Below are 24,756 nucleotides of genomic sequence, written 5' to 3'. Positions count from 1 at the left end.
AAGAAAGCGACTGATAAGAGTCGCTTTCTTTTTTATATTCCGCCTAACTTCATCCCAAGGAATGCGAATGTGATACCGATTATATAAGTAGTGCTTAAATATAGAAGTAGTACGCGATAGTTTTTACGGTTGAAAAGCTGAATGGATTCTAATTTAAACGTTGAGAATGTAGTAAAGGCACCCATGAATCCAGTACCTAATAATAGTTGCCAACTTGTAGTTATCCCTTTGCCAATTATATATCCGAGTAAAAATGCTCCCGTTATATTAATGAGAAATGTAGCAATGGGAAATGAAGTGTTGTTTCTTTCTTTAAACCAATTGCTAATCGCAAATCGTGTGATGGCACCGAAGAATCCGCCGACTGCTACTAATAAAGTGTTAATCATGATTTTTCACCTTCCCCAAGGCGTTTTTGTAGTGAAAGATCACCAAGTTTATAGCCAAGTCCAGACATAATTAGACCACCTAGCATGCTGCATAATACATACAAAAAGGCGATACCTAGCTCAGAATGATTGATTAGTTTTACAGTTTCGACGCTAAATGTTGAAAACGTCGTAAATGAACCGATAAAGCCGGTTCCAATCCCTGTGATAACTTCGGAAGGTAAGATGTTTAACCGAGCGATATAGGTGGTCAACCAAGCTAGTAAGAAACAGCCAATTAAGTTAATCATTAATGTAGCGAATGGTAATGAATGATGCCAAAACATATCGATAGTAAGGCCTAAATAATAACGAGAAAGGGCTCCTGATATACCAGCTATGCCAACAATAATATATATCAATTTCTTCACCTCTCTAATAGTTTATTCAAAAAAATAGACTCCTACCAGTGTACATACTGGTAGGAGTCATTAGCTAATTCGCGGTTATGGCGAACTCCATCGCCTATAAGTTCTATGTATAGTTTACTAAATATTATTTTGGATTGCCAATAAATATGTTAATGAGAAGTGTTGAAAGGAGGATCTGTATATTCTTTGAATCTGCAATTTCTTCACAAGCTCACCTTCTTAAATGTTTATGATTGAATTTTAAGATGATTATATTAAGAGATGTAATAATTATTTATTAACTAAATATAATGATATAAAGTTTTTCTTGTGATAAAATATTTTGTATGTCTTTAATGTGTTTTTAGTTTACTGAAAATAAAGAAAAATTAGTTGATATTTTACAAAAAGGAGTCATTTATTTTGAAGAAATTTTTAAAGATAGTATTAATATTTATTTTAATAGTGGCCTGTATTCTAGGTGGATTTTTAGCGTATATGACACTTACAAAAGAACAGCCGGCTGATGTTATAAGCTTGAAGGTGGAAAACAATAAGGAGCGCGTAATTGCGCTTGGAAATGAATTTAAAGTTACAACATTTAATATTGGATATGCTGGACTAGATAAGGATCAAGACTTCTTTATGGATGGGGGAAAAGGGTCTGGTTCAAGTAGTAAAGAACAAACGGAAACTAACTTAAAGAATATGCTTTCGTTTTTACAAAATGAGAATAGTGATTTTGCGCTATTACAAGAAGTAGATATAAAATCAATGCGATCATTTGATGTAAATGGGCATGAATTTTTGAAAAAAGGACTGCCTGATTATACTTCTTCGTTCGGAAAGAACTATGATACAAAATGGGTTCCTGTACCAATCACAAGTCCAATGGGATATGCTGAAGCTGGATTAAGTACATTTTCTAAATATACGGTTCAAACAGCGAAGAGATTTCAGCTTCCTGGAATGGAGCCGTGGCCAAAGCGTTTATTTGATTTAGACCGAGCGATTGTTGAACATAAAATTCCTGTTAATAATGGGAAATTTGTTAGACTCGTAAATTTACATTTGTCTGCTTATGATGAAGGCGGAAAAATTAGAAAGCAGCAAGTGGAGTATTTAAAAGAATATATGAACAAGCATTATAAAAATGGTGATTATGTAATAATGGGCGGAGACTGGAATCAATTAATTTCTAACGCTCAGTTAAGTGATCCGAAGTTCGTGAAAGAGCGTCCTGAGTGGTTAGTAGAGTTACCAAAGGACTTTACTGATGGTGGCTTTAAGTGGGCTGTAGATCCGTCTGTTATGACTGTGAGAGATGATGTGAAGAAATATGTGGAAGGTGAAAATTTCGTCACGATTATTGATGGCTTTATCGTTTCACCGAATGTTGAAATTGTAAATGTACAAGGGAAAGATTTGAAGTTTGAAAATAGCGATCATAACCCAGTGAGTGCGGTATTCAAGCTGAAGTAATCGATACGTATGAGTAGAAGGTGGGGCTTCATATATGGAGTGGTTAAAGAGAACTTGTTTTTCTAACCTTGAGAAACAATCACAGAAAAATCATTTATTGCTATTTATCACGATTTGTAGTTTCTTCCTTGGGATAATCGCGATTGGGTATTACGGATATATTTTTACAGAGAAAGCAATAGCATTTTGGATGTGTGGTATTTCTATCGTAGTATTTGGAACGCTGCTTACTTTTATAGAAAGTATGGGAGTAATGTATAAATACATCATGACATGTATGCTACTTATTATGTCTTTCATTATGGTACAAGCATTTAATGAAAGCCCAGCTGTATTTCAAATGGTCTATTTTACATTAGCGGTTTCACTTATTTATTTGAGTGAACGTCTTATTTTAATTCTTGGCGGGGTAGCAGTTGTTGTTACATTTATACTTTGTAGTTATTGGCCAAATCAATTTTTTGCGTATACAGCGTCATCTGAAGCTGCAAATTTCGCAAGCTTGTTAGCGATTGTAACGATTGCAATGTGGGGTGTAACGAAGATTGGTTCTAATCTGTTGGCTCGTTTAAGTGATGAGAAGCAAGCGGTGATGAAGAAAGCTCAGGAGTTAGAAGAAACGCAAAGGCTTATTGAGAGAACAGTTGTGAAACTAGATAGTAATTTCAATCATTTAAGACAAAATATGAATACATCGATGGAGTCAATGAGTGAAATTAACTTTGCTTTTGAAGAAGTAGCAGTGGGAACTCAATCGCAATCAGAGATGATGTCACGTTCAGTAGAAGTATTGAATGATATGGAGGGAAATATTGACCAAATCATCTCTCAAGTAAGAAATGCGTCGATGCGTGTTGATAAAAGTTTGGAAATCTCAAAGGGTAGTGTAAATACTTTAAGAAATTTTGAAGCTAACATGAGAAGTTTAAATGATGTTGTTTCACAATCAGGAACTATATTTAGAGAATTGATGACACAATCGAAACAAATTAATGAAATTGTAGATGTAATCACGAATATTTCAAGTCAGACGAGTTTGTTAGCTTTAAATGCAAATATTGAGGCTGCAAGGGCAGGCGAGCATGGAAAAGGTTTTGCTATTGTAGCGAATGAAGTATTAAAGCTTGCTGAAGAATCGAATCGTTCTGCGGGGAGAATTCAAGGGATTTTGAAGGAGTTTAGTAATCAAGCAAGTAAAGTAGAAGTGCAGGTAGAGAAGTCAGAAAGAGTACAAGAAGAATGTAACGAAATGTTAGCAAGTGTTTTGACGAATGTAACGGATTTAGGGAAGTTTATTGATGCGATTAATGATGTAATGAGGGAGATTGTTGGTCATCAAGAAAGTTTCCAAGCTAAAACGACGAATATCGTAAAGGACGTTACACATGCTTCTAACGTAATTCAACAAACTTCTGCAGCTACGGAAGAAGTGTTAGCGAGTGTTGAAGAAGAAAAGCATCGAAATGATACATCGGTGAAGACGTTACATACTGTTAGCGAGCAAGTGAAGTTGCTAGAAGATATTTTAGAAAAGTAATATCTCTTAAAAAGGGTACACCATGTGTGCTCTTTTTTCATTTAAATGAATACTTGATAGTAATTTAATTGCTTTTCTGCGCGTTTTCTGCCAAGCTTAAGGAGATAAACTGAGACTTTAATTAGTGGGGCTATACGCTACTGATTATTAGTTGAACCCCGCAAATAGCGGAATAAAATACTTCAAAGAAAGAATTATATAGGTGACGCATATGATCGAAGTTAAGACTTCTGAACTTAGTGATGGAGAATTTAATAGAGGGGTATTTGCAACTCGTGATATTAAAAAGGGTGAGTTGATTCACTCAGCACCAGTTATCTCTTATCCGAATGAACAGCATGAACACATTGAGAAAACGTTACTTGCTGACTACGCATTTGAGTATGGGGTAAATCATACGGCATTCCTGTTAGGATACGGCATGTTATTTAATCATGCATATAATCCGAATGCAACGTATGATATTGTCTTCGAGAATCATACGTTTAACTTCTTTGCTTACAAAGATATAAAAGCGGGAGAAGAGATTCTAATCAATTATAATGGTGAAGTTGATGACGATGAGCTATTATGGTTTGATAAGGAAAAAGAAGAGAACGAAAAATAAGTTAAAAAGTATAGAAAGGGCACATTCTGTGGGATGTGCTCTTTTTTATTGATGAAAATAAAGTAAAGATTACAAAAAAATACCACTTTTCTTTCGTATGGTATAGTAAGATATTGAAGGGTATTACTTTGAAAAACCTATATATTTTACAAATTGTTGTCTATATGGTTACATGTCAAGTTTAGTAGCCCATTTGGGTTGCTTTATTATGCGATATATATTTTAATATGAGTGGAACCTCTTATAATTTAAGAGGTTTATAGGTGTGCTTTATGTACACTGTATTCACCACGTTAGCTGTTGTTTTGTAATGCATTTTTATGTGGGGATATTATGGACCCGTATATAGCGGGATAAAAAGATTATAGAAATAGAGGAATCGTAAAATGAATATGCACGAGGTTTATAAATATTTAAGTACAGTATTGCCTGAAGGTCATGTGAAGCAAGATGAAATGTTAAAGAATCATACGCATATTAAAGTGGGCGGGAAAGCGGATGTGTTCGTTTCTCCTACGAATTATGATGAAATTCAAGAAGTTATAAAGTATGCGAATCAATACAATATTCCAGTTACGTTTTTAGGAAACGGCTCTAATGTTATTATTAAAGACGGTGGTCTGCGCGGGATTACAGTAAGTTTAATTCATATTACAAATGTTACTGTAACAGGGACAGCGATTGTTGCGGGGTGTGGTGCAGCAATTATTGATGTGTCACGAATTGCATTAGATCACTGTTTAACAGGACTTGAGTTTGCTTGTGGTATACCAGGTTCAGTTGGCGGAGCGTTATATATGAATGCTGGTGCATATGGCGGTGAGGTTGCATATGTGCTAACAGAAGCTGTCGTAATGACAGGTGATGGAGAGCTACGTACTTTAACGAAAGATGCATTTGAATTTGGATATCGTAAGAGTGTATTTGCGAACAATCATTACATTATTCTTGAAGCGAGGTTTGAACTTGAAGAAGGTGTGCGTGAAGAGATTAAGGAAAAGATGGATGATTTAACGTATAAGCGTGAATCAAAACAACCTTTAGAGTATCCTTCATGTGGCAGTGTATTTAAGCGTCCACCAAATAATTTTGCGGGTAAGCTTATTCAAGAATCAGGACTGCAAGGTAAGCGAATTGGCGGAGTTGAAGTTTCTTTAAAACACGCTGGATTTATGGTGAATGTTGATAACGGAACTGCACAAGATTATATCGATTTAATTCATTTCGTACAAACAACTGTTGAAGAAAAATTCGGTGTGAAATTAGAGAGAGAAGTAAGGATTATTGGAGAAAATCTACAGTAATCTTTGAATAAAAAACGTATAAAAGTATGAATTATTTCGAAATAACATTTGGGTATTGTTGACAATTTGATTTGGATTCAATATAATGGCTAATAATTTAACAAATAAAATATACGTTGAAAGAGCCCAGTAGCAGTTTGTCACTGTTATCAAAGAGAGCTAGGGATTGCTGGAACCTAGCACAAACAAACTTGTGAATTACACTCTGGAGTATCTTAGGTAACGCTAAGCGGACTAGCAATCGATATTATTGCTAAGAGTGGTATGAATAGCTATGCTATTTATGCAAACTGGGTGGTAACACGGTGAATAATCGTCCCTATGTCTATTGTAGACATAGGGGCTTTTTTGTTTTCAAAAAAATAAAGGGGATGACAAAAGATGAATATTATTGATGAATTAGAATGGCGCGGTGCTGTGAATCAGCAGACAGATGAAGAAGGTTTACGTAAGTTAGTAGAAGAGAAAAAGATTTCACTATACTGCGGAGTTGATCCGACTGGTGATAGTATGCATATCGGACATTTGATTCCGTTTATGATGATGAAGAGATTCCAATTAGCTGGTCATCATCCGGTTATTTTAATTGGCGGGGCAACAGGAACAATTGGCGATCCAAGTGGACGTCAATCAGAGCGTCAACTGCAAACTTTAGAAGTGGTGCAGCATAATGTAGATGCGTTAACAGCGCAAATGAAAAAGCTATTTGACTTTGGCGGGAATAGCGAAGTGAAGATGGTAAATAACTATGACTGGACACATAAAATAAACATTATCGAGTTTTTACGTGATTACGGAAAAAACTTTAGCATAAATAGCATGTTAGCGAAAGATATTGTCGCAAGTCGTTTAGATACAGGGATTTCTTTCACAGAATTCACGTACCAAATCTTGCAAGCGATGGATTTTCATCATTTATACACAAAAGAAGATGTTCAATTGCAAATTGGTGGTAGTGATCAATGGGGAAATATTACGAGTGGTTTAGATTTAATTCGTAAGTTAGAAGGTCATGAAGCGAAAGTATTCGGATTAACGATTCCATTATTATTAAAATCAGATGGTACGAAGTTTGGTAAATCAGCAGGTGGTGCTATTTGGCTTGATCCGGAAAAGACAACACCGTTTGAATTTTACCAGTTCTGGGTGAATACAGATGACCGTGATGTAATTAAATACTTGAAATACTTTACGTTCTTAACGAAAGAGCGAATTGATGAATTAGCAGCGAAGGTAGAAACAGAGCCTCATAAACGTGAAGCACAAAAAGTATTAGCGGAAGAAATGACGAAATTCGTTCATGGAGAAGAAGCATTTTTACAGGCAGTGAAAATTACAGTAGCGTTATTTAGCGGAGATATTAAGTCGTTAACAGCTGATGAAATTGAACAAGGCTTTAAAGAGATGCCGATATTTCAATCTTCAAAAGAGACGAAAAATATCGTAGAGTGGCTAGTTGATTTAGGAATTGAACCTTCTAGACGTCAAGCGCGTGAAGATATTAATAATGGGGCTATATCTATGAATGGTGAAAAAGTAACGGATGTGGGTACAGATGTTACTGTAGAAAATTCATTTGATGGACGATTCATCATTATTCGTAAAGGGAAGAAGAACTACAGCTTAGTGGAATTAGGAGAATAGTTCTTGTGAAAGAGCGGAAGTAGGGAAGATATCTACTTCCGCTCTTTTCATATACACAATTTCGACATAAAAAAGTCAGTATATTTTGATAATTAAAGAGGTTATATTATTCTTTTGTCGAATAAATAAGTTAGAGAAAATTACGGATAAAGTGAAACTTTAATCAGTGGGGGTTTTGTACATCCCAACTGATTATCAGCCCGCAAATAGCGGGATAAAAATAGCCCGAACCATGCAGGGCATGATTCGGGCTTATATTCAGATTAGTATGCTAAGCTGAATAGACCTTTAATGTGTGATAAGTAACGAACGTTACTTGCTTCTTTCATTAATGATGCTGGTAAACCTTTAAGCGGAGTATTGCTTGCTCCGATTGTAGCAACAGCATCTTTACGTCCTAGACTAGCAAGTGTTCCAGAGTTGATAGGTGCGAACTCTTCGAATGCTTTGCCTTCTAGTGCTGCGTATAAGTTGTATCCAATTAACTCACCCATTTGCCAAGCGATTTGTGCAGTTGGTGGGTATGGACGACCGTCTGGAGAGAAGACAACAGCGCTGTCTCCAGCAACGAATACGTCTTTGTGAGAAGTAGATTGTAGATGTGCATCAACAGTTGCACGACCGCGGTTTACTTCAAGACCTGATTCACCAATTAATGGATTACCTTGTACGCCGCCTGTCCAAACGAATGTGTTAGCAACGATTTTTTGACCGTCTTTTAAGTCAATTTCATTACCAGCAACGTTTGTTACAGGAAGACCTGTTAAGAATGTAACACCGCGTGCTTCTAAGCTAGCAGTTGCACGTTCGATTAAGTGGTCTGGTAATACTGGAAGGATTTTTGGACCTGCTTCAACAAGAAGAAGTTTAACTTCTTTTGGATTTACGCCGTGGCTTTTTGCAAGTTTAGGCATAATGTCAGCAAGCTCACCAACTAGCTCAACGCCAGTTAATCCGCCACCACCGATTACGATTGTAGCATCAGCTTCGTTTTTCGTTTTAGCGTATTCACGAATACGGTCTTCAACGTGTTTGTAGATTTTGTTTGCATCAGCAGCAGATTTTAATACCATGCTGTTTTCTTCTAGTCCTGGAATACCGAAGTAAGCAGTTTTACTTCCTAAAGCAACTACAAGTGCATCGTAAGATAGCGTAGTGCCACCAGCTAGTTTGATTTCTTTGCTATCAACTGAGAATGACTCAACTGTTGCAATTTTAAGATCGATGTCTTTACCTTTGAAAAGCTTTGTAAGTGGCATTGCAATTGCTTGCTCAGCAACGTTACCAGCTGCAAGGCGGTGTAGTTCAGTGATGATTTGGTGCGTTGGGTATTGGTTAATCACTGTAACTTGTGCTTCTGATTTGCTGTAATATTTACGTACGTTTAAAGCGGCAAGAAGACCGCCATAACCAGCGCCTAAGATGACAATTTGTTTTGACATAGTATGATATCCCCCGTCTTTACTAATTGTTGTTATAAGTTAAATTATTTATTGTTACGTTCTGCACTAATTTGAAGGTATGCGTTCACAAAGCGGAACATTTTTTGTGCTTGTGGGTCTTTTAGTAATTTTAATAGACCGAACAGGCCGATAACTTCGTTGCTTTCATCAGCACGATCTTTCGCTTCGATAGCAGTTGCAGCCATGCTTTTCACTGTATCTTTTACAGGTTCTACAAGCTCTGTGATTGCACTAACAGTGTCGCTTTTTAATACTTCATCAGTAGCAACAGTTTGAGCGAAGTCATAAGACTTAGTTAAAATGTTAACAAGCTCAGTTAATTTTGGAAGCTGTTCTACTAGTGTTGTTAATGATTCTTGTACCTCAGGTTTTAACAACTGATCAAGTACATCAAGTTGTCCTTGGCTAGCAGAAATTTGTACAGTTTCTTGTTCTGGCTTTGTTTGAGTCATAGTTTCTGGCATCTCCAATTCTCCTTTACGATAGCAATACTCTTATTTTTGATAGATAAGATAGTAAACACTTGCGAAACTTTATACAAAGTTTCACAAAGCACAATAAAATGCCTTTAAATTTATGACAGCAAGTAAGCTGAAATCATAAATCCAAAACCATAATGTCCTACCTATTATTTATGAACTGTCCGATACATGGCTTGTCCGCATAATGGAAAGTTCCCTTATCGGAAAGTGTATATAATATATATCCTATATTATATACTATATACACGTATGTTAACATAAAAATGATTCCTAATTATTTGATATTGATTCTGTAACCTAGTACTGACAAGGCATGAAAGCGCATAAATTATTTTATCTATCTTAAAAATGTACATATATATAAAGAAAAAAATGAGGAAATGGACAAATTTATGTTCATTTTTTCCTTTTTTTATTGTTCACCTTCTGTAATTAGCATTGATGTGTTACCGCTTTTTTCAAGGTGGCATTCGCCCCAAGTACAAAGAGAATCAAGAATGGATTCTAAAGACCAACCGTAGTCTGTAAGAGAATATTCTACTTTCGGTGGTACTTGATTGTATACCTTTCTTTGAATAACTCCGTCTTCTTCTAATTCGCGTAATTGCTGTGTTAACATCTTTTGTGTAATACCAGGCATGAGACGTTTTAATTCACTCGTTCTCTTTGTACCTTTCGTTAAGTGGCAAAGAATAACGACTTTCCATTTTCCGCCGATAACCTCTAAAGTCGCTTCAACGGGAATATTATATTTCTTCATATAAAAATCTCCTTTGATGAATGTAGATTTCAGTTCTCCAACAAAAGAAGCCAAATAATTTAAATGTTACTAAAAAGTACCTATAGCACTTTAAAGTACGTACTTTTTATCATGTTGAATATGTTCCATAATAGCATACGTAAGAGGGAAATGAGTAGTACGGTACTAAAAAGTGCCTATGTTACCTTTTGGTACCTATCGTACTTTAAAGTGCGTTCTTCAAAAAAAGAGTGAAGCCATTCATAATAGCATATATCAGCAGTAGCATTATTTTTGTAGAAGATAAAAAGGCCTTTTTATCACACTATTATGATTGGATTTCTCGTATTAAGGAGGAGTTCAATTGAATTCATATACAGTATCTTCTTCAGCGGTACAGACGAATCGAAGAAGTATGTTTGCTTTATTAGCGCTAGCAATTAGTGCATTTGGAATTGGTACAACCGAATTTATTAGTGTCGGTTTATTACCATCTATTTCAGAGGATTTACATGTTTCTGTTACAACAGCGGGTTTAACCGTTTCTTTATATGCATTAGGGGTAGCGTTTGGTGCCCCAGTATTAACGTCATTAACAGCTAGTATGTCGCGAAAGACGTTATTAATGTGGATTATGATTATTTTCATTATTGGTAATGGAATTGCGGCAGTGGCAACAAGTTTTACTGTGTTGCTTATGGCGAGGGTTGTATCTGCGTTTGCACACGGCGTTTTTATGTCGATAGGATCCACAATTGCGGCTGCGCTTGTACCAGAGAATAAACGTGCTAGTGCAATAGCATTTATGTTTACTGGTTTAACTGTTGCGACGATTACAGGTGTACCAATTGGAACGTTTATTGGTCAACAATTTGGCTGGAGAGCATCTTTTATGGTGATTGTGGTCATTGGAATTGTTGCCTTAGTCGCAAACAGCATGTTAATTCCGTCTAACTTAAAAAAGGGTACACGAGTATCATTTCGTGATCAATTCAAACTTATCACGAACGGAAGACTCTTACTTGTTTTCGTCATTACTGCATTAGGATACGGAGGAACATTCGTAACATTTACGTATTTATCTCCGCTATTACAAGAAGTAACAGGATTTAAATCGAGTACCGTTACAATCATTTTGTTAGTGTACGGGATTGCAATTGCGATTGGGAATATGGTCGGCGGAAAATTATCGAATCATAATCCAATTCGTGCACTATTTTACATGTTCTTTATTCAAGCAATTGTATTATTCGTACTAACATTTACAGCGCCGTTTCAAGTGGCGGGGCTTATCACAATTATTTTTATGGGGCTATTCGCGTTTATGAATGTTCCAGGACTACAAGTGTATGTCGTTATATTGGCTGAGCGTTTCGTGCCGAGTGCCGTTGATATCGCATCAGCAATGAATATTGCAGCATTTAACGCAGGAATTGCTCTTGGGGCTTATTTGGGCGGTATTGTAACGAACTCGTTAGGATTAATTCATACAGCTTGGGTAGGCGGCATTATGGTAGTAGGCGCTGTTATTTTAACAGCTTGGAGTATGAACTTAGAAAAAAGAGATCAAGCAAAATAAAGGAGAGAAAAATATAATGAAAAATTTACAAAGTAAAACAACATTGCATAACGGTGTGGAAATGCCTTGGTTCGGTTTAGGTGTATTTAAAGTAGAAGATGGACCGGAACTTGTAGAGGCTGTGAAAGTAGCCATTAAAGAAGGATACCGTAGCATTGATACAGCTGCGATTTATGGAAATGAAAAAGCAGTTGGAGAAGGCATTCGCGCTGGTATAAAAGAAGCAGGAATTTCTCGAGAAGATTTATTCATTACTTCAAAAGTGTGGAACGCAGATCAAGGATATGAAACGACACTTGCTGCATACGAAGAGAGCTTAAAAAAATTAGAACTAGATTATTTAGATTTATATCTTGTCCATTGGCCTGTTGAAGGGAAATATAAAGATTCGTGGAGAGCGTTAGAAACACTTTATAAAGAAGAACGCGTGCGTGCAATTGGCGTAAGTAACTTCCAAATCCATCATCTGAAAGACGTACTGGAAGGTGCGGAAATTAAGCCGATGATTAACCAAGTAGAGTATCACCCGCGTTTAACGCAGAAAGAACTACAAGCTTTCTGTAAAGAACAAGGAATCCAAATGGAAGCATGGTCACCACTTATGCAAGGGCAATTATTAGATAATGAAACTTTACAAGAAGTTGCTGATAAGTACGGTAAAACAACAGCGCAAATCATTTTACGTTGGGATCTTCAAAATGAAGTTGTAACGATTCCGAAATCAACGAAAGAACAGCGTATTATTGTGAATGCTAATATATTCGACTTCGAATTAACAAAAGAAGATATGGAAAAGATTGATGCTTTAAATCAGAACCACCGCGTTGGTCCAGATCCTGATAACTTTGATTTCTAATAGAGGTAAGTTCAAAGGGTGCAAAAAAGTTTGCACTCTTTTTTGTTTTGTCTATGCATAAAAAACTTTTCTAACTAAATAATACATAGTAGTAAATTTGTTATTTTATAAGGGGTTGTAGACATGAATATAAAACGATCGTTCAAGCTAATGGCCGCTTTTTTGAGTGTTTTATTTGTATTTGCGAACTTATTATTCCCACTTCAAAAGGCATCCGCAGAGGTTATGGATCACACGAAGTATCAAATGGATTGGAGTTATAGTAAGTCAAAGAAAAAACCAATTCGAACAGAGCTTATTAAAACAGCAGATGGCAAAATTGCTTTTTGCTTAAATGTGGATTTGAAATCTCCGAGCGGCCAAGATTTACCTGAAATGGGTAAAGTAGATATTAACGTATACCGTGTACTATTAAACGGGTATCCGCAGAAGAGCCCACAAGAATTAGGTGTTTCCGATTGGAGAGAGGCACATTACGCAACGCAGCTTGCGGTGTGGAATGCGTTAAAACAAATTGATATTAACGATTTAGATTTCCGTAATAAAAATGTAGAAAAAGTAACGAAAGATATAGTTGCAAAAGCAAGCGCTAGTGAGGAACTACAAGAAATTACGATGAGTGTAGTACCATCAGAAGAACAAGAGGCAGTATTAAAAAATGAGTTTTTTGAAACAGGTTTATACACAGTGCAAACAAATGCAAAAAGTGGAACGTATAAAGTGCAAGCAACAGGTGCACCAGAAGGCGCGAAGTTCGTAAATGAAAAAGGCGAGGGAAAAACAGAATTTAATGTAGGAGAAAAGTTCCGCATTTTAATTCCGAAACAAACACCATCGGGTGGATTTAGCTTTAAAGTATCAGGGAATTTAACGAAACTACAAGGAATTGCACATAAAGGAACACCGACAATTCAAAATGCAGTTGTATTATTAGAGCGTAGTGAAGAGAAAACAAGTCCAGAGTTGGCGGTAAGTTGGAAAAAAGCAAATGGTCATGATAATAAACCAAATAAACCCTATACACCAAATGAACCACATAAACCGAATCAATATAACAGATGATGAAAAAAAGCTCGTAAACATTATGTTTACGAGCTTTTTCTATTACTCAGCTTCAGAAACAACTGTGAAGCGTTCGTTTACATGTTTTGGATTTTCGATTTCATCAAGTGCTGCTACCGCAAAGTCTTCGTAACTTACGTAGCTATCACCTTTCGCATTAACAAGAAGGTTGTCTTTGCCAGCTGTATAAGAGCCAGTGCGTTTTCCTAATGCGAATAGTGCAGAAGGGCTAATGAATGTCCAAGTAATATCATTTGTTTGATTTAGGATTTCTAAGTTTTTACCTTGGTTTTGAGCTGTTGCAAGATATTCATTTGGGAATCCTGGTGTATCAAATACACGTGTTGTTTTCTCTTCGTCTACAAATAAGCTACCAGCGCCGCCAACAACAAGTAATTTTGTATTAGGTGCACCTTTCATAGCTTCGATAAGTACGTTTCCTGCATCTACGTGAAGGTGTTCTTGTCCGGCTGGAGCACCGAATGCATTTACAACTACATCGAATGCTTGTAGGTCGTTAGATGTAAGAGTGAATACATCTTTCTCTAAAATCTTTACATTTTCTTCTGTAATTTTTGCAGCGCTTCTTACGATTGCAGTTACTTCATGTCCGCGATCTAATGCTTCTTTTAAAATACGACTTCCTGCTTTACCAGTTGCTCCGATGATTCCGATTTTCATAATAAATCCCTCCAAAGTGTTTTGTTAAAGTGTATATCTGAAAGTAAATGAATTTGTTGTAATAAGGTTTGTTACAACTTGATGTAATCATTATAGTTACAGGTTGGTGTTTTTGTCAATGGGGTAGTTTGTAGATTTACTTTTTGTTTTAGTATGCACAGTTAGAGGGAGGAGAGTCATAAAGATATTGTTACTTCGTGTCTGGCTAATATTTGGAAAATGCAAATTGTCGAAAAATGTTGATTTTTAAATGTTTTTTAAATATAATTCGTTTTATGGAGAAAAGGAGGGGTTAATTGTATGGATATTTTAGAGCAATTTGTTTCATCAACGAATACAATTCTTTGGTCATATATTCTTATTGCAATGTTAATTGGTTTAGGTCTTTATTTTTCTATTAAATTGAAATTCGTACAAATTACTCATTTAGGGGAAATGGTTCGATTAATGAGTGATGGATTAACTGGAAAGACACGTAAAAAGGGAAGTGTATCGTCATTCCAAGCATTTTGTATGAGTTCAGCAGCTCGTATTGGTATCGGGAACTTAGCTGGTGTAGCGCTAGCTATTTCTATGGGAGGACCTGGAGCTGTATTTTGGATGTGGGTTATTGCGATTATTGGGGCGTCTTCAAGTTTCGTAGAAAGTACGCTTGCGCAAATTTATAAAATAAAAGATGGCAGTGGCTTCCGTGGTGGTCCTGCTTATTATATGGAAAAAGGTTTAAATAAACGTTGGATGGGAATTTGGTTCTCTATCCTTATTACAATTAGTTACGGTTTAATTTTCAACTCAGTACAAGCAAATACAGTGACATTAGCATTTAAAAATGCATTTGGTATTGAGCGTTATGTTGTAGGGATTGTGCTTGCGGTATTGGTTGCGGTTATTATTTTTGGTGGTGTGAAAAGTATTGCGCGTATGTCAGAAATGATTGTTCCGCCGATGGCAATTATTTATATTGCAGTAGCTGTGTTCGTTGTTATTAAAAATTATTATTTAATACCGGATATGTTTACAGAAATCTTTAAAGGTGCATTCGGTTTAGATTCAGCTGTAGGTGGCGGTATTGGTGCTGCAATGAAGTTTGGTATTCAGCGCGGATTATTTGCGAATGAAGCAGGTATGGGTAGTGCGCCAAACGCGGCTGCAACAGCTGATGTAACGCATCCAGCTAAACAAGGATTTATTCAAACAATTGGAGTATTAGTGGATACATTCTTAGTATGTACATCAACAGCGTTTATCGTACTATGTTCTGGTGCGTATAAGGCAACAAATTTAGAAGGTATTGAATTAACGCAAGTCGCGCTAAGTTCACAAATCGGTTCGTGGGCAAGTAGCTTCTTAGCGATTATCATTTTCTTATTTGCTTTCAGCTCATTACTAGGAAACTATTATTATGGTGAAACGAATATTGAATTTATTAAACGAAGTAAAACTTGGTTAACGATTTATCGTATTGCGGTTGTAGGAATGGTACTATTCGGCTCTGTTGCGACGCTTCAAGTTGTATGGAATATGGCAGACTTATTTATGGGTCTAATGGTAATCACAAACTTAATTGCGATTACACTTCTTGGCCGATTTGCGTATGCTGCGTTGGCGGACTATGTGAAACAAAAGAAACAAGGAAAAGATCCGGTATTCAGTGCAGATTCTATTCCTGGTTTAACGAACACAGAGTGTTGGGATAAGCCGGCGGTAACAGATAAAGAAAAAGCGGTATAATAAAAAGGCGAGCATCGAGATAAATTCGATGCTCGCCTTTTTTGTTGTAGTAAATGATAAAAAGGGTGAGAGGTAATTATTAATATAATTTTTGTTTGTTCATTCCTCTCGTTATTTGGAGGGAACGTACTGTCTTAAAAGTATGACTGGTCGAATAGGATGAGTGATTGAGTATTGGATAAATGCACGTACTAGTTATATTTTCACGTAAAAAAACATGTATGTTAGGAATCTTCACGTATCCATGTGATGAAACCTAACATAAAGTTCTTGATTACTAAAAGTTTTTAGAATATAATTTTCTTATTGTTAGGAAGAGGGGGCAATGCAATTATGGATTTTTTAACTAATGTAATTGGGGATATAAATAATGTCCTTTGGTCATATATCATTATTGCGATGTTAATTGGATTAGGACTTTACTTTTCGTTTCGTGTGAAATTTGTCCAAATTCGTTACTTCGGTGAAATGATTCGCTTACTTGGGGATGGAGCGAGTTCAAAAACAAGAAAAGCGCAAAAAGAAAAAAGTGGTGTATCGTCATTCCAAGCATTTTGTATGAGTACAGCATCTCGTGTAGGAACTGGTAACTTAGCTGGTGTGGCAATTGCGATTTCAGCAGGAGGACCAGGAGCTGTATTTTGGATGTGGTTAATCGCGGTAATTGGAGGAGCTTCTGCATTTGTAGAGAGCACATTAGCGCAAATTTATAAAGTGAAAGATGGGAACGCATTCCGCGGTGGTCCAGCGTATTATATGGAAAAGGGTTTAAAGAAACGCTGGCTAGGAGTTGTCTTCTCTGTTCTAATAACAGTTAGTTTCGGATTAATTTTCAACGCCGTGCAGTCAAACACAGTAGCCGCGGCTTTTGATGGAGCATTTAACACAGATGGTAAGTTTGTAGGTCTGTTTATGGCTGGTTTACTTGCAATCATTATCTTCGGCGGAGTAAAACGTATTGCACGTGCGGTTGAAATGATTGTTCCAGTAATGGCAATTATATATGTAGCAGTGGCATTATTCGTTGTTGTAACAAACATTACGGCAATTCCATATGTATTTAAAGAAATTTTCTTACATGCTTTCGGAATTAAAGAAGTAGTGGGCGGGGGATTAGGAGCTGCGATTTTACTAGGGGTAAAACGTGGATTATTCTCAAATGAAGCAGGTATGGGTAGTGCGCCAAACGCAGCTGCGACTGCAAACGTAACGCACCCAGTTAAACAAGGTTTCATTCAAACTTTAGGGGTATTTACAGATACATTATTAATTTGTAGTTGTACAGCATTTATCATTTTATTATCAGATGTGCCTGGAGCGGCTGATTTAAACGGAATTCAATTAACGCAACAAGCATTAAGTCAACATATCGGACCGTGGGCTTCTATATTTGTAGCAGTTGCAATCTTCTTGTTTGCATTTAGTTCATTAGTAGGTAACTACTACTATGGTGAAACAAATATTGAGTTTTTAAATGGAAGTAAAGTTTTACTAAATGTTTATCGAATCGCGGTACTTGGTATGGTTATGTTAGGTTCTGTAGCAACAATTCAAATTGTTTGGGACTTAGCAGATTTATTCATGGGTATCATGGCTATTATTAACTTAGTGGCGATTGTATTCCTTTCTAAGTATGCTTTCGCGGCATTATCAGATTACGTAAAACAAAAGAAACAAGGAAAAGATCCAGTCTTTTATGCGGAGTCTATTCCAGGTTTAAACAATACAGAGTGCTGGGATAAGCCAGCAGTAGCAGATAAAGAAAAAGCTGTATAATAAAAAGGAACGAGCATCAGAGAAATTTGATGCTCGTTTTTTTTATGGTGATAAACTAAAGGAAGAGGGAAAATACGAACATTAATGAGTGTTTTATAATAAAATGTATTTTTTTAAGAAAAGTGCGGATGTGAGTTATAATTTGTGTTAGAATGGAAAATGGCTTTGAGACAAGAGATTTTATGGTTTTTCATATCCGATTGAAGATTTTGGAGGAGAAATGGAAAGTTCGGATTATTCCTTGTTTTGAGTAGTCAGACGTTCAACGTTAATGAAGAGTTAAATGGAGGATTTTATTAATGAAGTTTGTTATGTTTCTTGTAGGACTACTAGTTGTATTCGTACTCGGCTTTCTTATAAGTTCTGATCGTAAGAAAATCAAGTATAAACCAATCGCAATTATGCTTGTTATTCAGCTAGCGTTAACGTATTTCTTATTAAATACGCCAATTGGTTATATTTTAGTAAAAGGAATTTCAGATGGATTTGGAGCACTTCTTGGATATGCGGAATCTGGAATCGTTTTCGTGTTTGGTGGTCTTGTTAATAAAGGAGAGGTTTCATTCTTCTTAACAGCTTTATTACCAATCGTATTCTTTGCAGTGTTAATCGGAATTCTGCAACACTTTAAAATTTTACCGATATTTATTCGTGCTATTGGTACTCTGCTAAGTAAAGTAAATGGTTTAGGAAAATTAGAATCATATAATGCAGTAGCGGCCGCAATTGTTGGGCAGGCAGAAGTATTTATTACAGTAAAAGATCAATTAAGTAAAATCCCAAAACATCGTTTATATACATTATGTGCATCTTCCATGTCGACAGTATCGATGTCAATCGTTGGTTCTTATATGAAAATGATTGAGCCAAAATATGTAGTAACAGCACTTGTATTAAATTTATTTAGTGGTTTCATTATTATTCATCTTATTAACCCGTATGATATTACGGAAGAAGAAGATACATTGCAGTTAGAAAATAAGAAAAAGCAGTCATTCTTTGAAATGTTAAGCGAATATATTATGCTCGGTTTCACGATTGCGATTACAGTAGCAGCGATGTTACTTGGTTTCGTAGCATTAATTACAGCAATCAATAGCTTGTTTGATTCAGTGTTCGGTATTACATTCCAAGCTATTTTAGGATATATCTTCTCACCATTAGCATTCGTAATGGGTATCCCGCAATCAGAGATGGTAACAGCGGGACAAATTATGGCAACAAAATTAGTATCGAACGAATTTGTTGCGATGCTTGATCTGGGGAAAGTAGCTGGTGAGTTATCAGCTCGTACAGTCGGTATTCTTTCTGTATTCCTTGTATCATTTGCGAACTTCTCATCTATCGGAATTATCGCAGGTGCAACGAAAGGAATCGATGAAAACCAATCAAACGTTGTTTCATCATTCGGATTACGACTTGTATACGGTGCGACATTAGTAAGTCTTTTATCGGCGATTATCGTTGGTGTTATGTTATAAGGTGAAACTTTAATCAGTGGGGGGCTTTATCCCCCGCTGATTATTAGCCTTCACCAATCGGGCTTTTACGGGCAGTTAATCACCCACCTAACTTCTTTGTTTTCGCTGAATTTTGAGGTGGGGGTCTTACTGCCCGTTAAAGCGGGGTAAAAAAGATGGTCCTAGCTCATAGCTAGGGCTATTTTTTTATGGTAAATTTACATGAAAAAACCAATTATTTAGGAATATATTAACATATAAAAATATTTTAAAATTTATATTGCATTTCAATTAGTTAACGCTTACAATTTGATTTGTAGGTGGTATCAATTTCAGACTTTCAAGTATGGTAGGAGAGAAGAGGCTACCTTTTATAAATTGCAATTTATGTAAACGCTTACTGATTTTAGATAACAGTTGAATAATATTTAGGGGTTTTAAATTTTTTTAACATCAATGGTCAGACGTCATTCGTTATACGTTATACGACCAATAACTCGTGGGAGAAGTGGAGGATTCACATATGAAACTAGTAATGTTTCTAGTAGGTTTACTTGTAGTATTTGTACTAGGTTTCCTTATAAGTTCAGATCGTAAGAAAATTAAATATAAGCCAATTGCAGTTATGCTTGTAATTCAATTGGTACTTGCGTATTTCTTACTAAATACAAAGGTCGGATTTGTATTAGTAAAAGGGATTGCAGATGGATTTGGCGCTATTTTAAAATTTGCGGAAGCAGGGGTTAATTTCGTATTTGGTGGTCTAGCAAATGACGGACAAGCACCATTCTTCTTAACAGTATTATTACCAATTATTTTCTTAGCAGTATTAATCGGGATCTTACAACATATTAAAGTTTTACCGATTATCATTCGTGCAGTCGGTTTCGTATTAAGTAAAATTAACGGTTTAGGAAAACTAGAATCATATAATGCGGTAGCAGCTGCAATTGTTGGTCAAGGTGAAGTATTTATTACAGTAAAAGATCAACTAAGCAAATTACCGAAAAATCGTTTATACACACTTTGTGCATCATCAATGTCAACAGTATCAATGTCAATCGTTGGTTCTTATATGAAAATGATTGATCCGAAATATGTAGTAACAGCACTTGTACTAAACTTATTTAGTGGATTCATTATCGTTCATATCATTAATCCATATGACGTAAACGAAGAAGACGATATTTTAGAATTACAAGAAGATAAGAAACAAACATTCTTTGAAATGTTAGGCGAATATATTATGCTAGGTTTCTCTATCGCTGTAACAGTAGCGGCAATGTTAATTGGTTTCGTGGCATTAATTACAGCAATTAACGGTGTGTTCGATTCTATTTTCGGAATCACATTCCAAAGCATTTTAGGATATATCTTCTCACCATTAGCATTTGTAATGGGTATTCCAACATCAGAGATGCTAACAGCAGGACAAATTATGGCAACGAAATTAGTAACGAACGAATTTGTTGCGATGCTTGATCTAGGAAAAGTAGCTGGTGAGTTATCAGCCCGTACAGTAGGTATTTTATCAATCTTCCTTGTATCATTTGCGAACTTCTCATCTATCGGGATTATCGCAGGTGCAACGAAGAGTATCGATGGCAAACAAGCAAATGTTGTATCATCATTCGGACTAAAACTTGTATATGGTGCAACGTTAGTAAGTATATTATCAGCGATTATCGTTGGGGTTATGCTTTAATAAATTAAGAAAAGCAATGAGCGTAGGCTCATTGCTTTTTTGTTTAACTTGCTTTATCCAAGCCTTTTTTAAATCGTGGTCTCTCTAAATAAGTTCCCAGTCTCCACACATATTCTACAGGCCCCATTCGGTATTTCTGTAGCCAATAGGTACTAACGAATAATTGAATCGTATAAATTCCAATGGTTAAAAGAATACCGAAGAAATAGCCGATTTTACCGTATAAGCCAAACCCATATGCGTAAAAAATGGTTGTTGCAATAATAGATTGTGCTAAGTAATTACTAACTGACATTTTTCCCATGTTCGCCATGTATGTTAGTAAGCGCGATGCTTTTTTGTAATGGAACAATAAAATAATTGTACACCCGTAAAGGAAGGTCATGGTTACGGGTGTAAAGCCATCTTGTAACATAATTAAAATCGGATGCTTTACGAACATGGTTAAAATTTTGATTGTAAAAGAAAAAATACCAGTAATAAGCCAGATTTTTTTGACAGCAGGTATATGTTTATCAATCTCAAATAGCCATCCCTTTTTTCCTACGTACATGCCGAGTAAGAAGAGTGGAGACATAAAAATTAATGCGAAAATTGACAGGATAACTAATCCGAAGATACCGTTAATTCCCATGTAATCAAAAGGATTTTCAGTTAATCTAAAGTTGATATGATCCATATAGCTTCCAGTTTCATGAACTTTATGCTCTTTTTCAATATAAGGTGCGACATCATTGAATGTGTTTGATGTTGGTTCAGATTGATAAGATGCGAACATAATGAGTGCTAATAAAATGGATGCCCAAATGAGTAACGTTTTTGGTTTTCGATTGATGAACATCATTAAGAAAATCCCGACAATCCCGTAGGCAAATAAAATATCTCCCTCCCAAACAAAAGTGCCGTGAATGTAGCCTAGTAGTAAAAGAATGCTAATACGCCTTATATATGTAGGGAAAAACTTTTTTCCTTTTGCGATAATACTTTTTTGTAACAAAATAATGCTAAGCCCAAATAAAAAAGAGAATAGGGAAATAAAATTCTGTGTGCCGAAAAATTGAATAAACCAATTAGCACTTTCATCGAGTTTTCCGAAAATATAAGTGGGTTTTTCATTAGTGAATAACCCGAATTGAATTAATGTTATATTAACAAGTAAAATGCCAAATAAAGCGAAACCACGAATGGCGTCAACAAATTCTACACGTTGGTTCATTTTTTCTCTCCTCGTATATTGTTTTATATTGAAAATAATACCATTTATTTACTGTTGTTATGTCAAATACAAGGAAATTTAAGGTGATTTTAAGCTAGAGAGAAAATAAAAAAATCACCTTAATCCATTCATTAAGGTGATTGAAATATTATTCAGCTGGAGGCGTAAATGTACGTTTTTCTAGTTCAGCATCTAGCATAAATAGTGCGTTTGAATCGCTTGTAATACGTTTTAATTTTTGGATGATGCTATCAAATGAAGCTTCTTCTTCTACTTGCTCGTCAACGAACCATTTTAAGAAGGTAATTGTTGCGTGTTCACGCTCATCCCAAGCGATATCAGATAAGTGATAAATGCGCTTCGTTACTTCACGCTCGTGCTCAAGTGCTACTTCAAAAGCATTCAATACAGACTCATATTCGTTATTAGGATGATCAAATCCAGTAATAATAGCGCGCTCGCCGCGGTCATTAATGTAGTTGTAAAGCTTCATTGCGTGGAAACGCTCTTCTTCAGCTTGTACAAGGAAAAAGTTAGCGAATCCATCATAGCTTTCCGCTGTACAGTAAGCAGCCATTGCCATATAAGCGTGGGCAGAGTAAAATTCAAAATTCATTTGTTCATTTAGTGCGTCGTGCAATTTTTTAGATAACATAAAATCCCCCTTATTATTTTGACAAGAACATTATATCACAATTGATAATCTTCTCATTTAGATGTTTCGAATCTTTTTGAAAGCTTTGTGACGTGTGTTTCCATAATGTCTTGTAAATCCAAATCATATTTTTGTGAAAGAACAATAAGATTAGAAAGTACATCACCAAGTTCTTCTTTTAGTTCTTGTTTTAGCTCTTCTTGTGTTTTTGTTTGTTCATCAGGGCGATCACGACCGATTTCAATTGCGCGAACAACGCGTGAAACTTCCCCAACTTCCTCAGTTAAGAAATTTAAGCGAATAAAGGAGTTGTACTGTGACCAGCTTCGTTTTTCGTAAAATTCCTCCACCCATCTTTGAAATGCGACGATATCCATTTCTTCCTCATCCCTTCAATATGTTGTACAATATTCATTGTATCATAACAATATATAGTTTCGGGGTGTAGGAATGAGAAAGATTTGTGTGTTTGCAGGTTCAAATTTAGGGGGAAGACCAGAATTTAAGGAGCAGGCAATAGAGTTAGGGAAAATGTTTGTTGAGAACGATTATGAGCTTGTATACGGCGGTTCATGCGTTGGATTAATGGGAGAAGTAGCAAACGAAGTTCTTCGTTTAGGTGGACGTGTAACAGGTGTTATGCCGCGTGGTTTATTCCGTGGTGAAATCGTTCATACAGGATTAACAGAATTAATTGAAGTAGAAACGATGCACGAACGTAAAGCAAAAATGGCAGAGCTTGCGGATGCTTTCATTGCATTACCAGGTGGATACGGAACGTTTGAGGAATTATTTGAAGTTGTATGTTGGTCACAAATTGGTATACATGATAAGCCAGTTGGTTTATTAAACATTAAAGACTTCTACGGACCAATTCTGCAAATGGTTGATCGCGCAGCTGAAGAAGGCTTTATGAACCCGTCGAATAAAGAGTTGATTGTTTCAGCTGAGACGGCAGCTAAATTAATTCATGAAATACAAAATTACGAGCGTCCTGTTTTGGGAACTAAGTGGAAGCAGTTATCATAGTACATTTTTATAGTGGATTTTGGAAACACATGTCTTTTTATCGCAAAAAGACATGTGTTTTTAATTTGGTTAAATATATTGATAGTGAGATGTGAAATCGTTCCAAGAGGGGAAGTAGATGGAGGTATGTTTTGCTGATTTAAAAAAGAACATCTGAATAAAAGGTGAGTAAGAAATTATTGAGTGATATAGAATTGTTCCGTTAAAGGGTCAGATTGTGGAAGATGGCGAATGTTTTTTATGAAGTTAATAGAGGTTTTTCTAATCGGAATCAGAATAAATTTTATAAATCTAATCCTTTGGGAATTTTTAAGCAGCTATGTATCATAATCTAATCAGTAAAATGAAAATTGGAGGAGAAATGAGCATGGGGCGTTCGGTATTAAAAATGTATAACTACCACTTATGGGCAAATGAAGTTATTTTAAATCGCTTAAAAGAACTACCGCAAGACATTTTCCATAAGGAAGTTAAGAGTGGTTTTTCTTCGGTGGCAAAAGTAATGTCTCACATATACCTCACAGATTTAGCCTGGCTTGAGATTATTTCTGGTAAAAGTATGAGTGATGCAATGGTACACACAGACCAATTGAAAGAACAGCTAGAAACAAAAAATATTGAGGAAATGGAAACTAGTTTTTATGAATTATCTAAACGATATAAAGAACTTTTAAGTAGTCAACAAGATTATGAAAAAGTGTTTGAGGTTGATAATCCGTATGCTGGGCTCCTGGATACGACGGTTTCTGAAACAATACTACACGTCGTCACCCACGGAGCATATCACCGTGGGAATATAGCCACAATGTTGCGGCAAATGGGGCATACCTCTGTTATGCAAGATTTTGGACTATTTCTATATTCAAAATGAATTCTTTTTATTTACCATAGAATATGGATTGTATGATGTTTTTGAGGACTGCTTTTATTAGTGGTTTAAGCTTAATTATGTATTAGAGAAAAAAGGCAT

At 35.8% G+C, this 24,756-nt stretch carries 23 protein-coding genes, 1 riboswitch and 1 other annotated feature; of the genes, 14 read left to right on the top strand and 9 right to left on the bottom strand.

Annotated features, from left to right (window positions below):
* Positions 1 to 32 precede the first annotated feature (32 nt).
* Entirely contained in the window at positions 33 to 389 is a 357-nt protein-coding gene (gene crcB, locus DN408_RS05225; RefSeq protein WP_002144957.1) for a fluoride efflux transporter CrcB, read from the bottom strand.
* Positions 386 to 790: a fluoride efflux transporter CrcB gene (gene crcB / locus DN408_RS05220; protein ID WP_078175879.1), complete on the bottom strand. Its 405-nt coding sequence runs from the start codon at positions 788 to 790 to the stop codon at positions 386 to 388. The genes crcB (DN408_RS05225) and crcB (DN408_RS05220) overlap by 4 nt, the downstream gene beginning before the upstream one ends.
* Before the next feature lie 53 nt (positions 791 to 843).
* A riboswitch (Fluoride riboswitch) is annotated at positions 844 to 903 on the bottom strand.
* 298 nt (positions 904 to 1,201) lie between these two features.
* Here crcB (DN408_RS05220) and DN408_RS05215 point away from each other — a divergent pair.
* From DN408_RS05215 to tyrS, 5 genes are all read left to right on the top strand, one after another.
* Complete coding sequence (locus tag DN408_RS05215) at positions 1,202 to 2,260, top strand: endonuclease/exonuclease/phosphatase family protein (protein ID WP_147739981.1); 1,059 nt, start codon at positions 1,202 to 1,204, stop codon at positions 2,258 to 2,260.
* Between the two features lie 34 nt (positions 2,261 to 2,294).
* Positions 2,295 to 3,797: a DUF4077 domain-containing protein gene (locus DN408_RS05210; RefSeq protein ID WP_147739980.1), complete on the top strand. Its 1,503-nt coding sequence runs from the start codon at positions 2,295 to 2,297 to the stop codon at positions 3,795 to 3,797.
* Positions 3,798 to 4,008: 211 nt separating this feature from the next.
* Positions 4,009 to 4,404 carry an SET domain-containing protein gene (locus DN408_RS05205; RefSeq protein ID WP_000573650.1) on the top strand — a complete coding sequence of 132 codons (396 nt, stop codon included), beginning with the start codon at positions 4,009 to 4,011 and terminating at the stop codon, positions 4,402 to 4,404.
* Between the two features lie 386 nt (positions 4,405 to 4,790).
* Entirely contained in the window at positions 4,791 to 5,708 is a 918-nt protein-coding gene (gene murB / locus DN408_RS05200; RefSeq protein WP_061673699.1) for a UDP-N-acetylmuramate dehydrogenase, read from the top strand.
* 107 nt (positions 5,709 to 5,815) lie between these two features.
* Positions 5,816 to 6,032 (top strand) — a binding site (T-box leader).
* Positions 6,033 to 6,089: 57 nt separating this feature from the next.
* Positions 6,090 to 7,352: a tyrosine--tRNA ligase gene (gene tyrS / locus DN408_RS05195; protein ID WP_147739979.1), complete on the top strand. Its 1,263-nt coding sequence runs from the start codon at positions 6,090 to 6,092 to the stop codon at positions 7,350 to 7,352.
* A gap of 263 nt (positions 7,353 to 7,615) precedes the next feature.
* Here tyrS and DN408_RS05190 read toward each other — a convergent pair whose 3' ends face one another.
* The 3 genes from DN408_RS05190 to DN408_RS05180 form a co-directional block, all read right to left on the bottom strand.
* Complete coding sequence (locus DN408_RS05190) at positions 7,616 to 8,794, bottom strand: NAD(P)/FAD-dependent oxidoreductase (protein WP_002016002.1); 1,179 nt, start codon at positions 8,792 to 8,794, stop codon at positions 7,616 to 7,618.
* A gap of 44 nt (positions 8,795 to 8,838) precedes the next feature.
* Positions 8,839 to 9,279, bottom strand: coding sequence for a DUF1641 domain-containing protein (locus DN408_RS05185; RefSeq protein ID WP_002016003.1), 441 nt, complete (start codon positions 9,277 to 9,279; stop codon positions 8,839 to 8,841).
* A gap of 430 nt (positions 9,280 to 9,709) precedes the next feature.
* Positions 9,710 to 10,057 carry a winged helix-turn-helix transcriptional regulator gene (locus tag DN408_RS05180; RefSeq protein WP_000760478.1) on the bottom strand — a complete coding sequence of 116 codons (348 nt, stop codon included), beginning with the start codon at positions 10,055 to 10,057 and terminating at the stop codon, positions 9,710 to 9,712.
* A 394-nt stretch (positions 10,058 to 10,451) separates the two neighbouring features.
* On the opposite strand from DN408_RS05180, the gene DN408_RS05175 reads away from it, so the two are divergent.
* The 3 genes from DN408_RS05175 (at position 10,452) to DN408_RS05165 (ending at position 13,533) form a co-directional block, all read left to right on the top strand.
* Positions 10,452 to 11,615: an MFS transporter gene (locus DN408_RS05175; protein ID WP_161939635.1), complete on the top strand. Its 1,164-nt coding sequence runs from the start codon at positions 10,452 to 10,454 to the stop codon at positions 11,613 to 11,615.
* A 16-nt stretch (positions 11,616 to 11,631) separates the two neighbouring features.
* Positions 11,632 to 12,471 (top strand): aldo/keto reductase, encoded by an 840-nt coding sequence (locus DN408_RS05170; RefSeq protein ID WP_147739978.1) that lies wholly within the window; start codon positions 11,632 to 11,634, stop codon positions 12,469 to 12,471.
* 123 nt (positions 12,472 to 12,594) lie between these two features.
* On the top strand, positions 12,595 to 13,533 hold the full coding sequence (locus DN408_RS05165; protein WP_002184692.1) for a thioester domain-containing protein: 939 nt from the start codon (positions 12,595 to 12,597) through the stop codon (positions 13,531 to 13,533).
* 42 nt (positions 13,534 to 13,575) lie between these two features.
* Here the strand turns inward: DN408_RS05165 and DN408_RS05160 are convergent, their stop codons facing one another.
* Positions 13,576 to 14,214 (bottom strand): NAD(P)-dependent oxidoreductase, encoded by a 639-nt coding sequence (locus tag DN408_RS05160; RefSeq protein ID WP_002129841.1) that lies wholly within the window; start codon positions 14,212 to 14,214, stop codon positions 13,576 to 13,578.
* 300 nt (positions 14,215 to 14,514) lie between these two features.
* Between DN408_RS05160 and DN408_RS05155 the strand changes: the two genes are divergently transcribed.
* From DN408_RS05155 to DN408_RS05140, 4 genes are all read left to right on the top strand, one after another.
* Positions 14,515 to 15,945: an alanine/glycine:cation symporter family protein gene (locus DN408_RS05155; RefSeq protein WP_002167417.1), complete on the top strand. Its 1,431-nt coding sequence runs from the start codon at positions 14,515 to 14,517 to the stop codon at positions 15,943 to 15,945.
* A 333-nt stretch (positions 15,946 to 16,278) separates the two neighbouring features.
* Positions 16,279 to 17,721, top strand: coding sequence for an alanine/glycine:cation symporter family protein (locus DN408_RS05150; protein WP_016093527.1), 1,443 nt, complete (start codon positions 16,279 to 16,281; stop codon positions 17,719 to 17,721).
* Positions 17,722 to 18,020: 299 nt separating this feature from the next.
* Positions 18,021 to 19,202 (top strand): NupC/NupG family nucleoside CNT transporter, encoded by a 1,182-nt coding sequence (locus DN408_RS05145; RefSeq protein ID WP_002184694.1) that lies wholly within the window; start codon positions 18,021 to 18,023, stop codon positions 19,200 to 19,202.
* A gap of 502 nt (positions 19,203 to 19,704) precedes the next feature.
* Complete coding sequence (locus DN408_RS05140) at positions 19,705 to 20,886, top strand: NupC/NupG family nucleoside CNT transporter (RefSeq protein WP_016121019.1); 1,182 nt, start codon at positions 19,705 to 19,707, stop codon at positions 20,884 to 20,886.
* 43 nt (positions 20,887 to 20,929) lie between these two features.
* Here the strand turns inward: DN408_RS05140 and DN408_RS05135 are convergent, their stop codons facing one another.
* From DN408_RS05135 to DN408_RS05125, 3 genes are all read right to left on the bottom strand, one after another.
* Positions 20,930 to 22,102 (bottom strand): DUF418 domain-containing protein, encoded by a 1,173-nt coding sequence (locus DN408_RS05135; RefSeq protein ID WP_147739977.1) that lies wholly within the window; start codon positions 22,100 to 22,102, stop codon positions 20,930 to 20,932.
* Positions 22,103 to 22,250: 148 nt separating this feature from the next.
* Positions 22,251 to 22,757, bottom strand: coding sequence for a ferritin (locus tag DN408_RS05130; RefSeq protein WP_002015996.1), 507 nt, complete (start codon positions 22,755 to 22,757; stop codon positions 22,251 to 22,253).
* A gap of 53 nt (positions 22,758 to 22,810) precedes the next feature.
* On the bottom strand, positions 22,811 to 23,134 hold the full coding sequence (locus DN408_RS05125; RefSeq protein ID WP_002089472.1) for a MazG nucleotide pyrophosphohydrolase domain-containing protein: 324 nt from the start codon (positions 23,132 to 23,134) through the stop codon (positions 22,811 to 22,813).
* 73 nt (positions 23,135 to 23,207) lie between these two features.
* Between DN408_RS05125 and DN408_RS05120 the strand changes: the two genes are divergently transcribed.
* Complete coding sequence (locus tag DN408_RS05120) at positions 23,208 to 23,786, top strand: LOG family protein (RefSeq protein WP_033707925.1); 579 nt, start codon at positions 23,208 to 23,210, stop codon at positions 23,784 to 23,786.
* 367 nt (positions 23,787 to 24,153) lie between these two features.
* On the top strand, positions 24,154 to 24,657 hold the full coding sequence (locus DN408_RS05115; RefSeq protein ID WP_000533787.1) for a DinB family protein: 504 nt from the start codon (positions 24,154 to 24,156) through the stop codon (positions 24,655 to 24,657).
* Positions 24,658 to 24,756: the final 99 nt, after the last annotated feature.

Source organism: Bacillus sp. AR13-1, assembly GCF_008042285.1.
Classification (GTDB): domain Bacteria; phylum Bacillota; class Bacilli; order Bacillales; family Bacillaceae_G; genus Bacillus_A; species Bacillus_A mycoides.
Note: the sequence above shows the minus strand (reverse complement) of the source record. Positions and strands in the feature narration are given on the sequence as shown.